Genomic DNA, 14,273 nt, shown 5'->3' on the forward strand with positions numbered 1-14,273 from the left:
AGGGATCTGATGGGAATCGAGGAGAAGCTGCCGAGCGGCTTTCTGCTCACGACCGTGGAGACGGCCGCCGGCTGGGTGCGCAAGGCGTCACTCTTCCCGGCCACCTTCGGTCTGGCCTGCTGCGCGATCGAGATGATGACCACCGGCGCGGGCCGCTACGACCTGGCCCGGTTCGGCATGGAGGTTTTCCGGGGCTCCCCCCGACAGGCCGATCTGATGATCGTGGCTGGCCGCGTGAGCCAGAAGATGGCCCCGGTGCTGCGCCAGGTGTACGACCAGATGCCCAACCCCAAGTGGGTCATCTCGATGGGCGTCTGCGCCTCGTCCGGCGGGATGTTCAACAACTACGCGATCGTCCAGGGCGTCGACCACATCGTCCCGGTGGACATCTACCTGCCCGGCTGTCCGCCCCGTCCGGAGATGCTGATGGACGCCATCCTGAAGCTGCACGACAAGATCCAGCACGAGCCGCTGGGCGTGAACAGGCGCCGGGCCGAGGAGCTCGGCGAGGCGCTCGCCCTCAAGGCCACCCCGATCAGCGAGATGCGGGGGCAGCTGCGATGAACGACCAGGTACCCGAGACCCGCCGCGAGCAGCCGGTCCGCGAGATCCCGGTCGAGGTGGTCGGCCGCCGCCAGGGCATGTTCGGCACCCAGGGCAGCGGCGACACCTCCGGCTTCGGCGGCCTGGCCGCCCCGGTCGTGCTGCCCGGTCCGAGCGAACGCCCCTACGGCGGCTGGTTCGACGAGGTCGCCGACGAGCTGGAGGGCGCCCTGGAGGAGCAGGGCCTGGACCCGGCCGAGGTGATCGGGAAGACGGTGGTCGACCGCGACGAGCTCACCTTCCACATCGAGCGCGACCACCTGCTGAGCACCGCCCGGATCCTGCGCGACGACCCGGCGCTGCGCTTCGAGCTCTGCCTGGGCGTGAGCGGCGTGCACTACCCCGGGGACAAGGGCCGCGAACTGCACGCGGTCTACCACCTGCGCTCGATCACCCACGGCCGGCTGATCCGGCTGGAGGTCACCGCGCCCGACGCCGATCCGCGCATCCCCTCCGTGGTGAGCGTCTACCCGACCAACGACTGGCACGAGCGCGAGGCCTACGACTTCTTCGGCCTGGTCTTCGAGGGCCACCCGGCGCTCACCCGGATCATGATGCCGGACGACTGGCTGGGCCACCCGCAGCGCAAGGACTACCCGCTCGGCGGCATCCCCGTCGAGTACAAGGGCGCCCAGATCCCGGCTCCCGACCAGCGGAGGTCGTACAGCTGATGAACACCCAGCACTATGGAGAGACCGAGGAAGCGGACGCCCGGGAGACCACCGAGGGCCGGGTCTTCACCGTCACCGGCGGCGACTGGGGCGAGGTGGTCGAGGCGGTCGGCCGGGCCGACGACGAGCGCATCATCGTCAACATGGGCCCCCAGCACCCGTCCACCCACGGCGTGCTGCGGCTGATCCTGGAGATCGACGGCGAGACGGTGAAGGAGGCCCGCTGCGGCATCGGCTACCTCCACACCGGCATCGAGAAGAACATGGAGTTCCGCAGCTGGGTCCAGGGCACCACCTTCGTGACCCGCATGGACTACCTGACCCCGCTGTTCAACGAGACCGCCTACTGCCTGGCGGTCGAGAAGCTGCTCGGCATCACCGGCGACGTCCCGGACCGCGCCAACGTCATCCGGGTGATGATGATGGAGCTCAACCGGATCGCCTCGCACCTGGTCTGCCTGGCCACCGGCGGCATGGAGATCGGCTCCACCACCCTGATGATCTACGGCTTCCGGGACCGCGAGCTGATCCTGGACGTCTTCGAGCTGGTCACCGGCCTGCGCATGAACCACGCGTACGTGCGCCCCGGCGGCCTCGCCCAGGACCTCCCGCCCGGCGCCGTCGACCAGATCCGCGAGGCGGTCAAGGTCTTCCGCTCCCGGATGCACGAGTACGACAAACTCGCCACCGGGAACCCGGTGTTCAAGGCCCGCCTGGTCGACGTCGGCTTCCTGGACCTGCCCGGCTGCCTGGCCCTCGGCGCCACCGGCCCGATCCTGCGCGCCACCGGCCTGCCGCACGACCTGCGCAAGACCGATCCCTACTGCGGCTACCAGGACTACGACTTCGAGGTCGCGATCGCCGACAGCGCCGACTCCTACGGCCGCTTCCTGATCCGGCTGGAGGAGATGAAGCAGTCGCTGCGGATCGTCGAGCAGTGCCTGGACCGGCTGCGCCCGGGCCCGGTCATGGTGGCCGACAAGAAGATCGCCTGGCCCGCCCAACTGGCCGTCGGCCCGGACGGGATGGGCAACTCCCTCGACCACATCCGCAAGATCATGGGCACCTCCATGGAGGCCCTGATCCACCACTTCAAGCTGGTCACCGAGGGCTTCCGGGTCCCGGTCGGCCAGGCGTACGCGGCGGTCGAGTCGCCCAAGGGCGAGCTGGGCGTGCACGTGGTCAGCGACGGCGGGACGCGCCCGTACCGGGTCCACTTCCGGGACCCGTCGTTCACCAATCTGCAGACGATGGCGGCGATGTGCGAGGGCGGCCAGGTGGCCGACGTGATCGTCGCGGTGGCCGGGATCGACCCGGTGATGGGAGGCGTGGACCGGTGACCAACGTCGAACTCGGACTGCCGGCACTGCCGGCCGCACCGTACCCCGAGGAGGTGCACGCCCGGCTGGCCGCCGACGCCGCCGAGCTGATCGCCCGCTACCCGCAGCCCCGTTCGGCGCTGCTGCCGCTGCTGCACCTGGTGCAGGCCGAGGAGGGCTTCGTCAGCCCGACCGGGATCCGCTTCTGCGCCGAGCGGCTGGACCTCACCACCGCCGAGGTCACCGCGGTCGCGACCTTCTACACCATGTACCGGCGCCGCCCGGCAGGGAAGTACCACGTCGGGGTCTGCACCAACACCCTGTGCGCGGTGCTCGGCGGCGACCAGATCTTCACCGAGCTCCAGGAGCACCTGGGCGTGCGCAACAACGAGACCACCGAGGACGGCGAGGTCTCGATCGAGCACATCGAGTGCAACGCGGCCTGCGACTACGCGCCCGTGGTGATGGTCAACTGGGAGTTCTTCGACAACCAGACCCCGGAGAGCGCCCGGCAGCTGGTCGACGACCTGCGCGCCGGCCGCGAGGTCCGGCCCACCCGCGGCGCCCGGCTCTGCGGCTTCAAGGAGACCTCGCGGATCCTGGCAGGCTTCCCGGACGAGCGCCCGGGCGCCAACGACGAGTCCGGCGCCGGCGGCGCGCCCTCCCTGGCCGGCCTGCGGCTGTCCCGCGGCGAGGCGCTGCCCGGCACCTCCGGCACCAAGGTGGTCTCCCCCCGCCCCGAATCCCCCCGCCCCGAATCCCCCCGCCAGGCCGGCGACGGCCACGCCGGCAACGGCCAGGCCCACAACGGCCACGCGGGCAACGGCCAGGAAGGGAGCGAAGCGTGATGACCGCCGCAGAGCCGGCCGAGAAGCTGCTCACCCCGGTCCTGTCCGACTCCTGGGACGACAGTCGCCCCTGGACGCTCGACACCTACCGCCGCCACCACGGCTACGAGGGCCTCAAGGCGGCCCTCGCCATGCCGCCGGACGACGTGATCGCCCTGGTCAAGGACGCCGGGCTGCGCGGCCGCGGCGGCGCCGGCTTCCCCACCGGGATGAAGTGGCAGTTCATCCCGCAGAACGACGGCAAGCCGCACTACCTGGTGGTCAACGCGGACGAGTCCGAGCCGGGCACCTGCAAGGACATCCCGCTGCTGTTCGCCAACCCGCACGCGCTGATCGAGGGCATGATCATCGCCTCCTACGCGATCCGCTGCGACCACGCCTTCGTCTACCTGCGCGGCGAGGTCGTCCCGGTGCTGCGCCGGCTGCACGCGGCCGTCGCCGAGGCGTACGCGGCCGGGCTGCTCGGCCGGAACATCCTCGGCTCGGGCGTCGACCTCGACATCACCGTGCACGCCGGCGCCGGCGCCTACATCTGCGGCGAGGAGACGGCGCTGCTGGACTCGCTGGAGGGCCGCCGCGGCCAGCCGAGGCTGCGCCCCCCGTTCCCGGCGATCGCCGGCCTGTACGCCTGCCCGACGGTGGTCAACAACGTCGAGTCGATCGCCTCGGTGCCGCCGATCCTGGCCCGCGGCAAGGAGTGGTTCAAGGCCCTGGGCACCGAGAAGTCCCCCGGCTTCACGCTCTACTCCCTCTCCGGCCACGTCACCAACCCCGGCCAGTACGAGGCCCCGCTCGGCATCACGCTGCGCCAGCTGCTCGACCTCAGCGGCGGCGTCCGCCCCGGGCACCGGCTGAAGTTCTGGACCCCGGGCGGCTCCTCCACCCCGATGTTCACCGACCAGCACCTCGACGTCCCGCTGGACTACGAGGGCGTCGGGGCGGCCGGCTCGATGCTCGGCACCAAGGCGCTCCAGGTGTTCGACGAGACCACCTGCGTGGTGCGGGCGGTCACCCGCTGGACGGAGTTCTACGCCCACGAGTCCTGCGGCAAGTGCACCCCCTGCCGCGAGGGCACCTACTGGCTGGTCCAGCTGCTCAAGCGGATCGAGGCGGGCGAGGGCGTCGACGGGGACCTGGAGAAGCTCCTCGACATCGCCGACAACATCAACGGCAAGTCCTTCTGCGCGCTGGGCGACGGCGCGGCCAGCCCGATCGTCTCCTCGCTCCAGCACTTCCGGGCCGAGTACGAGCAGCACCTGGCCGAGCGCCGCTGCCCGTTCGACCCGGCCGCCTCCACCGTCTGGGCCGACGGCCCCCGCCCCGGCCACCAGTCCGCGACCGAAAGGGAGGTGCACGCATGACGATCACAGAGCCAACCGCCTCCGAGACCGCGGTCGAACTGGTCACGCTCACCATCGACGGCGTCGAAGTGCGGGTCCCCAAGGGGACGTTGGTGATCCGGGCCGCCGAGACCATCGGCACCCAGATCCCGCGCTTCTGCGACCACCCGCTGCTCGACCCGGCCGGCGCCTGCCGCCAGTGCATCGTCGAGGTCGAGGGCCAGCGCAAGCCGGTCGCCTCCTGCACCATCCCGGTGGCCGAGGGCATGGTGGTGCGCACCCAGCTCAGCTCGCCGGTGGCCGAGAAGGCCCAGCGCGGCGTGATGGAACTGCTGCTGATCAACCACCCGCTGGACTGCCCGGTCTGCGACAAGGGCGGCGAGTGCCCGCTGCAGAACCAGGCGATGAGCAACGGCGCCGCCGACTCCCGCTTCGACGGCATGAAGCGCACCTACGAGAAGCCGGTGCCGATCAGCAGCCAGGTGCTGCTGGACCGCGAGCGCTGCGTGCTGTGCGCGCGCTGCACCCGCTTCTCGCAGCAGATCGCCGGGGACCCGTTCATCGACCTGGTGGAGCGCGGGGCGCTGCAGCAGGTCGGCACCGGCGAGGGCGACGACTTCGAGTCGTACTTCTCCGGGAACACCATCCAGATCTGCCCGGTGGGCGCGCTGACCTCGGCGGCGTACCGGTTCCGCTCGCGCCCCTTCGACCTGGTCTCCTCGCCGAGCGTGTGCGAGCACTGCGCGTCGGGCTGCGCGCAGCGCACCGACCACCGGCGCGGCAAGGTGCTGCGCCGGCTGGCGGGCGAGGACCCGGCGGTGAACGAGGAGTGGAACTGCGACAAGGGCCGCTTCGCCTTCCGCTACGCCCAGCAGCGCGACCGGCTGACCACCCCGCTGGTGCGGGTGGACGGCGAGCTGGTGCCGGCCTCCTGGCCGGAGGCGCTGGCCCGGGCGGCAGAGGGCCTGCGCGGGGTCCGGGCCGGGGTGCTGGCCGGCGGCCGGGTGACGGTGGAGGACGCCTACGCGTACGGGAAGTTCGCGCGGGTGGTGCTCGGCACCAACGACGTGGACTTCCGGGCCCGCCCGCACAGCGGCGAGGAGGCGGACTTCCTGGCCGCGGCGGTGGCCGGGCGGGGCGTCGACGTGGACGGCACCGGGGTGGCGTACGAGGACCTCGACCGGGCACCGGCGGTGCTGCTGGCGGGCTTCGAGCCGGAGGAGGAGTCGCCGATCGTCTTCCTGCGGCTGCGCAAGGCGACCCGGGCGACGGGCCTGAAGGTGTTCTCGGTGGCCGCGTTCGGCTCCCGGGGCCTGGCGAAGCTGCGCGGCGCGCTGCTGCCGGCCGCCCCCGGCACCGAGCCGGAGTGGTTCGCGGCGCTGGCGGCGGACGAGCCGCTGGACGACGAGGCGGGCCGGGCGGCCGAACTGCTGCGCACCCCGGGCGCGGTGATCCTGGCCGGCGAGCGGCTGGCCACCGTCCCGGGCGCGCTGACGGCGCTGCTGCGGCTGGCGCACGCGACGGGCGCGAAGCTCGCCTGGGTGCCGCGCCGGGCCGGTGAGCGCGGGGCCGTGGAGGCGGGCGTGCTGCCGGGCCTGCTGCCCGGCGGCCGGCCGGTGGCCGTCCCGGCGGCCCGGGCGGAGGCGGCCGCGGTGTGGGGCGGTGCCGAGCCGCCGTCCCGGCCGGGCCGGGACACCGACGGGATCCTGGCGGCCGCCGCCGCGGGCGAGTTGGAGGCGCTGCTGGTCGGCGGGGTGGACCCGGACGACCTGCCGGACCCGGCGCTCGCCGACGAGGCGCTGGCGACGGTGCCGTTCCTGGTGTCGCTGGAGCTGCGGCCCTCGGCGGTGACGGCACGCGCCGACGTGGTGCTGCCGGTGGCGGCGGTGGCCGAGAAGGCCGGCACCTTCCTGGACTGGGAGGGCCGGGTGCGGATGTTCGAGTCCGCGCTCAAGCCGGACCAGCAGATGGGCCGTCACCTCCAGTCGGACCTGCGGGTGCTGAACATGCTGGCCGACGCGCTGGGCCGGCGGCTGGGCCTGCCGGACGTCCGGGCGGCCCGGCTGGAGCTGGACGGGTTCGCCCCCTGGGAGGGCGACCGCACGGCCGACCCGGCGGCCCACCCCGCCGTGCTGCCCCGGCCGGCCGCCGGCCAGGCGGTGCTGGCGGGCTGGCGGCTGCTGCTGGACAACGGCGTGCTGCAGCAGGGGGACCCGCACCTGGCGGGCACCCGGCACCGGGCGGTGGCCCGGATCTCGGCGGAGACGGCCAAGGAGATCGGCGCCGAGGCGGCCGGGGCGCTGCGGCTGACCGGCCCGGCCGGTTCGCTGACCCTGCCGCTGGAGGTCACCGACTCCATCCCGGACCGCACGGTCTGGGTCCCGCTCGACTCCACACCGGGCGGCGCCCACCGCGCGCTCGGCACCACCGTCGGCCACCTGGTCACGATCGCCGTGGCCGAGCCCGAGCCCGAGCCCGAGTCGGAGCCCGCAGCCGGATCCGGGCCGGCCGCCGTAACGGACGCCCGGTCCGCAGCCGGGCCCGAGCCGACCGCCGTGACGGACACCGGACCCGCCGACGCACCGCAGGCCGCACCGCAGGCCGCGGCACAGGCCGGCCCCGCGGCCGGGGCCGAACCGGCGCCGCAGGACCAGACCGGGGCGACCGCGGACGACACCGCGGGCGAAGGGGAGGACCGATGACTTCGCAGCCGTACGAGACGCTCCACTTCTTCGGGCAGGACCCGTGGTGGCTGGTGCTGCTGAAGGCGGTGTTCTGCTTCGCCTTCCTGGTCCTGACGGTGCTGATCGCGATCGTCTGGGAGCGCAAGGTGGTGGCCTGGATGCAGCTGCGCATCGGGCCCAACCGGCACGGCCCGTGGGGCCTGCTGCAGTCGCTGGCGGACGGCGTGAAGCTGGCGCTGAAGGAAGACCTGGTGGTCAAGGGCTCGGACAAGGTGGTCTACATCCTGGCCCCGATCGTCTGCGCCATCCCCGCGTTCATGGCCTTCGCGGTGATCCCGTTCGGCCCGGCCGGCAACGAGGTGTCGGTCTTCGGCACCCGCACCCCGCTCCAGCTGACGGACTTCCCGGTCGCGCTGCTGTACGTCCTGGCGACGGCCTCGGTGGGCATCTACGGCATCGTGCTGGCGGGCTGGTCCTCGGGTTCGACGTACCCGCTGCTGGGCGGGCTGCGCTCGTCCGCGCAGATGATCAGCTACGAGATCGCGATGGGCCTGTCCTTCGCGGCGGTGTTCATCTACTCGGGCTCGATGTCCACCTCGGAGATCGTGGCGCACCAGCAGCCGACCTGGTTCGCGGCGCTGCTGCCGGTGTCGTTCATCGTCTACATCATCGCGATGGTCGGCGAGACCAACCGGGCGCCGTTCGACCTGCCGGAGGCCGAGGGCGAGCTGGTCGGCGGCTTCAACACCGAGTACTCCTCGCTGAAGTTCGCGATGTTCATGCTGGCCGAGTACGTGAACATGGTGACGGTCTCGGCGGTGGCCTCGACCCTCTTCCTGGGCGGCTGGCGGGCCCCGTGGCCGGTGTCGACGTTCTGGGAGGGCGCCAACCACGGCTGGTGGCCGATGCTGTGGATCACGCTGAAGATCCAGCTGCTGCTGTTCCTCTTCATCTGGCTGCGCGGCACGCTGCCCCGGTTCCGCTACGACCAGTTCATGAAGCTGGGCTGGAAGGTCCTGATCCCGGTCTCGCTGGTGTGGCTGGTGCTGATCGCGAGCGTGCGGGCGCTGCGCAACGAGGGCTACGGCTTCGGCCAGGTGGTGCTGTACGTGGGCGCCCCGGTCGGGGTGGTGCTGCTGCTGGCGCTGCTGCGGGACTTCCTGAAGAAGCAGCCGGAACCCGAGCCCGCCCCGCCCGAGGCCGGGTTCGACCCGATGGCGGGCGGCTACCCGGTCCCGCCGCTGCCCGGTCAGGTGCTCCCGCCGGTGCCGCGCCGGCGCAGCCGCGCCCCGAAGCAACTCCAGGACGCCCTCAACGGGGCCGACCATTCCGAAGGGAGCTGAACCGAGATGTCCGACCAGTCCGATCGCGCGGAGCGGCCCGAGCGGGCCGACCGTCCGTCGATCCTCGGCCCGGCCGCCGGCTTCGGCGTGACCTTCAAGGCCATGTTCAAGAAGCGGCTCACCGAGCAGTACCCGGAGCAGAAGAAGCCCACCGCTCCGCGCTTCCACGGCCGCCACCAGCTGAACCGGCACCCGGACGGCCTGGAGAAGTGCGTCGGCTGCGAGCTGTGCGCGTGGGCCTGCCCGGCCGACGCGATCTACGTGGAGGGCGCGGACAACCGGGACGAGGAGCGCTACTCCCCGGGTGAGCGCTACGGCGCGGTGTACCAGATCAACTACGCCCGCTGCATCCTGTGCGGGCTGTGCATCGAGGCCTGCCCGACCCGGGCGCTGACCATGACCAACGAGTACGAGCTGGCCGACTCCTCCCGGCGGGACCTGATCTTCACCAAGGAGCAGCTGCTGGTGGGCCTGTCCGAGGGCATGGTCGACACCCCGCACGCGATCTTCCCGGGCACCGACGAGGGCGCGTACTACCGGGGCGAGGTCACCGCGGCGGCGCCGGGGACGGTCCAGCAGGAGCGCACCGACCGGGAGAAGGAGGTGCGGCAGTGATCGCGCGGCTGGCGGAAGCGACCGGGACGACCTCGACGGGTGAGGCCGTCCAGTTCTGGGTGCTCGCGGTGATCGCGGTCGGCGGCGCCCTCGGCATGGTGCTGATGCGCAAGGCCGTGCACAGCGCGCTCTGCCTGGCGGCCACCATGCTGGCGCTGGCGGTCTGTTACATGGCCCAGGGCGCGGTGTTCCTGGGCGTGGTGCAGATCGTCGTCTACACCGGCGCGATCATGATGCTGTTCCTGTTCGTGGTGATGCTGGTCGGTGTCACCAGCGAGGACTCCCTGAAGGAGCAGCTGAAGGGCCAGCGGTTCGCCGCGGCGCTGTGCGGGCTGGGCTTCGGCGTGCTGCTGATCGCCGGGATCGCCAACGCGAAGCTGAACCACTTCACCGGGCTGTCCGAGGCGAACGCCGAGGGCAACGTGCCGGGCCTGGCCCGGCTGATCTTCACCCGCTACGTGTGGGCCTTCGAGGTCACCGGCGCGCTGCTGATCACCGCGGCGATCGGCGCGATGGTGCTGACCCACCGGGAGCACGTGAAGGCGCCGAAGACGCAGCGCGAGCTGGCGGCGCAGCGGGTCAGGGACAACATCCAGGTGCCGCCGATGCCGGCACCGGGCGTGTACGCGCGGCACAACGCGGTGGACGTCCCGGCGCTGCTGCCGGACGGCACGGTCGCCGAGGACTCGGTGATGGCGACGCTGCGCGAGCGCGGCCAGGTCCGGGACGTCAGCCAGGCGATGCTGCGGCGGATGGCGGAGCTGGAGAACACCACGGCGGACTGGCTGGGCCGTCCGTCCTCGGAGCGCCCGGCGGTGGCGGCCCCGCGCAAGTCGCTGGAGCCGGTGCCGGCGAACGGCGAACCGGTGGCGGCGAACGGCGAGCCGGCGCCGGTGAACGGCGAACCGGTGGCGGCGAACGGCGTGAAGCACCCGACCGGCGAGGAGGGCGCGGAGTGAACCCGGTCAACTACCTCTACCTGGCGGCCCTGTTGTTCACCATCGGCGCGGCCGGGGTGCTGATCCGGCGCAACGCGATCGTGTTGTTCATGTGCGTGGAGCTGATGCTGAACGCCTCGAACCTCGCGCTGGTGACCTTCTCCCGGCTGCACGGCACCCTGGACGGCCAGATCATCGCGTTCTTCACGATGGTGGTCGCGGCGGCCGAGGTCGTGGTCGGCCTCGCCATCATCGTCTCCATCTTCCGGACCAGGCACTCCGCTTCGGTCGACGACAGCAATCTGATGAAGCTGTAGGCGGAGGGCCTTCGGTGAACTCTCTCATTCCGCTGCTGGTGGCGGCCCCGCTGGCCGGCGCCGCCCTGCTGCTGCTCGGCGGCCGGGCGCTGGACCGGTACGGCCACTGGCTGGCCACCGCGCTCGCGGCGCTCTCGTTCGGCTTCGGCCTGGCCCTGTTCTCGGACATGCTCGGCCGTGACGCCGAGCACCGGGCGGTCACCCGGCACCTGTTCAGCTGGATCCCGGTGAACGGCTTCCAGGCCGACGTCTCCTTCCGGCTCGACCAGCTGTCGATGACCTTCGTCCTGCTGATCACCGGCGTGGGCACGCTGATCCACCTCTACTCGGTCGGCTACATGGCGCACGACGAGCGCCGGCGCCGCTTCTTCGCGTACCTGAACCTCTTCCTGGCCGCCATGCTGCTGCTGGTGGTCGCGGACAACTACCTGCTGCTGTACTTCGGCTGGGAGGGCGTCGGCCTGGCCTCGTACCTCCTGATCGGCTTCTGGCAGCACAAGCCGAGCGCGGCGACGGCGGCGAAGAAGGCCTTCATCGTCAACCGCGTCGGGGACGTCGGCCTGTCCGTCGCGATCATGCTGATGTTCGCGGAGTTCGGCTCCTTCGCCTTCGACCCGGTCTTCGGCGCCGCGCACCAGGCGAGCGAGGGCAAGCTGACGGCGATCGGCCTGATGCTGCTGCTGGCGGCCTGCGGCAAGTCGGCGCAGGTGCCGCTGCAGTCCTGGCTCGGGGACGCGATGGAGGGCCCGACCCCGGTGTCGGCGCTGATCCACGCGGCCACCATGGTGACCGCGGGCGTCTACCTGATCACCCGCTCCTCGACGGTCTTCGACCTGGCGCCGGACGCGCAGACCGCCGTGGTGGTGGTCGGCGCGGTCACGCTGCTGTTCGGTGCGATCGTCGGTTGCGCCAAGGACGACATCAAGAAGGCACTGGCCGGCTCGACCATGTCGCAGATCGGCTACATGGTGCTGGCGGCCGGGCTCGGCCCGATCGGCTACGCCTTCGCGATCATGCACCTGGTGACCCACGGCTTCTTCAAGGCCGGGCTGTTCCTCGGCGCCGGGTCGGTCATGCACGGCATGAACGACGAGGTGAACATGCGTCACTACGGCGGCCTGCGGAAGTACATGCCGGTCACCTTCGTCACCTTCGGCCTCGGCTACCTGGCGATCATCGGCTTCCCGGGCCTGTCCGGCTTCTTCTCCAAGGACAAGATCATCGAGGCGGCCTTCGCCAAGGGCGGCACCGAGGGCTGGATCCTCGGGCTGTGCGCGCTGGTCGGCGCGGCGGTCACCGCGTTCTACATGACCCGGGTGATGGTGCTGACCTTCTTCGGCGAGAAGCGCTGGCAGGCGGACGCGGACGGCAACGCCCCGCACCCGCACGAGTCGCCGCGGACGATGACGATCCCGATGGTCCTGCTGGCCGTCGGCTCGGTCTTCGCGGGCGGGCTGTTCGCCTTCGACGACTCCTTCCTGAAGTGGCTGGAGCCGGTCACCGGGCACGAGGAGGGCGCCTCCCCGCTCGCCCCGCTGACCGTCACCCTGCTGACCACGGCCTGCATGCTGGCCGGCGTCGGCCTCGCGTACCTGATGTACGGGCGCTCGCCGGTCCCCGTGGTGCCGCCGGTCGGCTCACCGCTCACCCGGGCCGCCCGCCGCGACCTGCTGCAGGACGACTTCAACCACGCCGTGCTGGTGCGGCCGGGCTCGGCGCTCGCCGCGGCGCTGGTCTTCTTCGACAGCCGCGGCCTGGACGGCGTGGTGAACGGTCTGGCCGCCGCGATCGGCGGGCTCTCCGGCCGGCTGCGGCGGGTCCAGAACGGCTTCGTCCGCTCGTACGCGCTCTCCATGTTCGGCGGCACGCTGGTGCTGGTCGCCACGACTCTCCTGATGAGGTCCACGTGATGACTCGTCCTGATATCCGTTGGGAGGAGGGGGCATGAGCGTCCTTCTGACCGCCACCTGCGCCGTCCCGGCGGCCGGCGCGGTGCTGACCGCCGCGCTGCCCGCCGGGTCCTCCGAGAGCCGGCGCAGGACCACCAAGGCCGTCGCGCTGGGCGTCTCCGCCGTCACCCTGGTGCTGGCCGCCGTGGTGGCGACGCGCTACGACCCGCACGGCGCCCGCTTCCAGCTGAACGAGTCGTACAGCTGGATCCGCTCCTTCGGCATCACCTTCTCGCTCGGCGTGGACGGCATCGGCGCCGTGCTCGCCCTGCTCACCGCCGTCCTCGTGCCACTGGTGATCCTCGCCTCCTGGCACGACGCCGACCCGGAGCCGACCGGGCCCGACGGCACCTCCGGCCCCGGTACCTCGGACCCCGCCACCTTCGAGCGGCGGCGCCGCACCCAGGGCTTCTTCGCCCTGATCCTGGCGGTGGAGGCGATGGTGGTCGTCTCCTTCTACGCCACCGACGTCTTCGTGTTCTACGTGTTCTTCGAAGCCATGCTGATCCCGATGTACTTCCTGATCGGCGGCTTCGGGGACCGGGCGGGCGGCCCCGAGTCGGCGCGTCAGCGCTCCTACGCGGCCGTGAAGTTCCTCCTCTACAACCTGCTCGGCGGCCTGGTGATGCTGGCCGCCGTGGTCGGCCTGTACGTCACCGCGCAGGACCAGGGCTTCGGCACCTTCGACCTGCCGACGCTGACCTCGGCGATCGCCGACGGCCGGATCCAGCTGACCGGTGCCACCGAGAAGGCGCTGTTCCTGGGCTTCTTCTTCGCCTTCGCGGTGAAGGCCCCGCTGTGGCCGCTGCACACCTGGCTGCCGAACGCGATGGGCGAGTCCACCGCCGGGACCGCGGTGCTGATCACCGCGGTGGTGGACAAGGTCGGCACCTTCGCGATGCTGCGCTTCTGCCTCGGGCTGTTCCCGAACGCCTCGAAGACCTTCGCCCCGGCGATCCTGGTCCTCGCGCTGATCGGGATCGTCTACGGCGCGCTGCTGGCGGTCGGCCAGAAGGACATCAAGCGCCTGGTGGCCTACGCCTCGATCTCGCACTTCGGCTTCATCATCATGGGCGTCTTCGCCCTGACCAGCCAGGGGCAGAGCGGCGCCACCCTCTACATGGTCAACCACGGCCTGTCCACCGCGGCCTGGATGCTGGTGGCCGGCTTCCTGATCTCCCGTCGCGGCTCGCGGCTGATCGCCGACTACGGCGGCGTGCAGAAGGTCGCCCCGGTGCTCGCCGGGACGTTCCTGATCGGCAGCCTGGCCACCCTGTCGCTGCCCGGGCTCGCCCCGTTCGTCAGCGAGTTCCTGGTCCTGGTGGGCACCTTCACCCGCTACCCGGCGATCGGCGTCGTGGCCACGTTCGGCATCGTGCTGGCCGCGCTGTACGCCCTGCTGCTCTACCAGCGCACCATGACCGGCCCGGTGAAGGACGGGGTGCGCTCGATGCCCGACCTCAAGGCCCGCGAACTCGCCGTGGTCGGCCCGCTGGTGGCGCTGACCATCCTGCTCGGCGTCTACCCCAAGCCGCTCACCGACCTGGTCGACCCCTCGGTGAACGCGACGCTCTCGCAGGTCCACCAGACCGATCCGGCGCCGGCCCACCCGGTCGCCGCCACCTCAGGAGGTGAGCGGAAGTGAG

General features: G+C 71.7%; 11 protein-coding genes and 1 pseudogene. All 12 read left to right on the forward strand.

Annotated elements, in window-relative coordinates; translation table 11 throughout:
* Positions 1-9 precede the first annotated feature (9 nt).
* A complete protein-coding gene (locus ACZ5GH_RS20945) occupies positions 10-564 on the forward strand; it encodes a NuoB/complex I 20 kDa subunit family protein (protein ID WP_074005520.1) in 555 nt (184 codons plus the stop codon).
* A complete protein-coding gene (locus tag ACZ5GH_RS20950; RefSeq protein ID WP_401117915.1) occupies positions 561-1,274 on the forward strand; it encodes an NADH-quinone oxidoreductase subunit C in 714 nt (237 codons plus the stop codon). The genes ACZ5GH_RS20945 and ACZ5GH_RS20950 overlap by 4 nt, the downstream gene beginning before the upstream one ends.
* Positions 1,274-2,614 carry an NADH-quinone oxidoreductase subunit D gene (locus ACZ5GH_RS20955; RefSeq protein ID WP_387760007.1) on the forward strand — a complete coding sequence of 447 codons (1,341 nt, stop codon included), beginning with the start codon at positions 1,274-1,276 and terminating at the stop codon, positions 2,612-2,614. Before ACZ5GH_RS20950 ends, ACZ5GH_RS20955 begins: the two co-directional genes overlap by 1 nt.
* Before the next feature lie 17 nt (positions 2,615-2,631).
* Positions 2,632-3,441, forward strand: a complete 810-nt coding sequence (gene nuoE / locus ACZ5GH_RS20960; protein WP_387760045.1) for an NADH-quinone oxidoreductase subunit NuoE — start codon at positions 2,632-2,634, stop codon at positions 3,439-3,441.
* Complete coding sequence (gene nuoF, locus ACZ5GH_RS20965) at positions 3,441-4,802, forward strand: NADH-quinone oxidoreductase subunit NuoF (protein ID WP_387760009.1); 1,362 nt, start codon at positions 3,441-3,443, stop codon at positions 4,800-4,802. Before nuoE ends, nuoF begins: the two co-directional genes overlap by 1 nt.
* Positions 4,799-7,240, forward strand: a pseudogene (locus ACZ5GH_RS20970) (NADH-quinone oxidoreductase subunit G); the annotation flags it as partial. The gene nuoF and the pseudogene ACZ5GH_RS20970, both read left to right, overlap by 4 nt.
* A gap of 239 nt (positions 7,241-7,479) precedes the next feature.
* On the forward strand, positions 7,480-8,808 hold the full coding sequence (gene nuoH / locus ACZ5GH_RS20975) for an NADH-quinone oxidoreductase subunit NuoH (protein ID WP_387760011.1): 1,329 nt from the start codon (positions 7,480-7,482) through the stop codon (positions 8,806-8,808).
* A gap of 6 nt (positions 8,809-8,814) precedes the next feature.
* Complete coding sequence (gene nuoI, locus ACZ5GH_RS20980; protein ID WP_387760013.1) at positions 8,815-9,423, forward strand: NADH-quinone oxidoreductase subunit NuoI; 609 nt, start codon at positions 8,815-8,817, stop codon at positions 9,421-9,423.
* On the forward strand, positions 9,420-10,382 hold the full coding sequence (locus tag ACZ5GH_RS20985; RefSeq protein WP_387760014.1) for an NADH-quinone oxidoreductase subunit J: 963 nt from the start codon (positions 9,420-9,422) through the stop codon (positions 10,380-10,382). The genes nuoI and ACZ5GH_RS20985 overlap by 4 nt, the downstream gene beginning before the upstream one ends.
* Positions 10,379-10,678: an NADH-quinone oxidoreductase subunit NuoK gene (gene nuoK, locus ACZ5GH_RS20990; RefSeq protein WP_030060110.1), complete on the forward strand. Its 300-nt coding sequence runs from the start codon at positions 10,379-10,381 to the stop codon at positions 10,676-10,678. Before ACZ5GH_RS20985 ends, nuoK begins: the two co-directional genes overlap by 4 nt.
* 14 nt (positions 10,679-10,692) lie before the next feature.
* On the forward strand, positions 10,693-12,588 hold the full coding sequence (nuoL, locus tag ACZ5GH_RS20995) for an NADH-quinone oxidoreductase subunit L (RefSeq protein WP_387760016.1): 1,896 nt from the start codon (positions 10,693-10,695) through the stop codon (positions 12,586-12,588).
* A 34-nt stretch (positions 12,589-12,622) separates the two neighbouring features.
* A complete protein-coding gene (locus ACZ5GH_RS21000; RefSeq protein ID WP_464334993.1) occupies positions 12,623-14,272 on the forward strand; it encodes an NADH-quinone oxidoreductase subunit M in 1,650 nt (549 codons plus the stop codon).
* Position 14,273 lies beyond the last annotated feature (1 nt).

This window comes from Kitasatospora sp. Xyl93 (assembly GCF_055383135.1).

Excerpts from the sequence above, each read along its gene's own strand:
- ACZ5GH_RS20945 (WP_074005520.1), top strand. The coding sequence starts at position 10 with ATGGGAATCGAGGAGAAGCTGCCGAGCGGCTTTCTGCTCACGACCGTG.
- ACZ5GH_RS20950 (WP_401117915.1), top strand. The coding sequence starts at position 561 with ATGAACGACCAGGTACCCGAGACCCGCCGCGAGCAGCCGGTCCGCGAG.
- ACZ5GH_RS20955 (WP_387760007.1), top strand. The coding sequence starts at position 1,274 with ATGAACACCCAGCACTATGGAGAGACCGAGGAAGCGGACGCCCGGGAG.
- nuoF (WP_387760009.1), top strand. The coding sequence starts at position 3,441 with ATGACCGCCGCAGAGCCGGCCGAGAAGCTGCTCACCCCGGTCCTGTCC.
- nuoH (WP_387760011.1), top strand. The coding sequence starts at position 7,480 with ATGACTTCGCAGCCGTACGAGACGCTCCACTTCTTCGGGCAGGACCCG.
- nuoI (WP_387760013.1), top strand. The coding sequence starts at position 8,815 with ATGTCCGACCAGTCCGATCGCGCGGAGCGGCCCGAGCGGGCCGACCGT.
- ACZ5GH_RS21000 (WP_464334993.1), top strand. The coding sequence starts at position 12,623 with ATGAGCGTCCTTCTGACCGCCACCTGCGCCGTCCCGGCGGCCGGCGCG.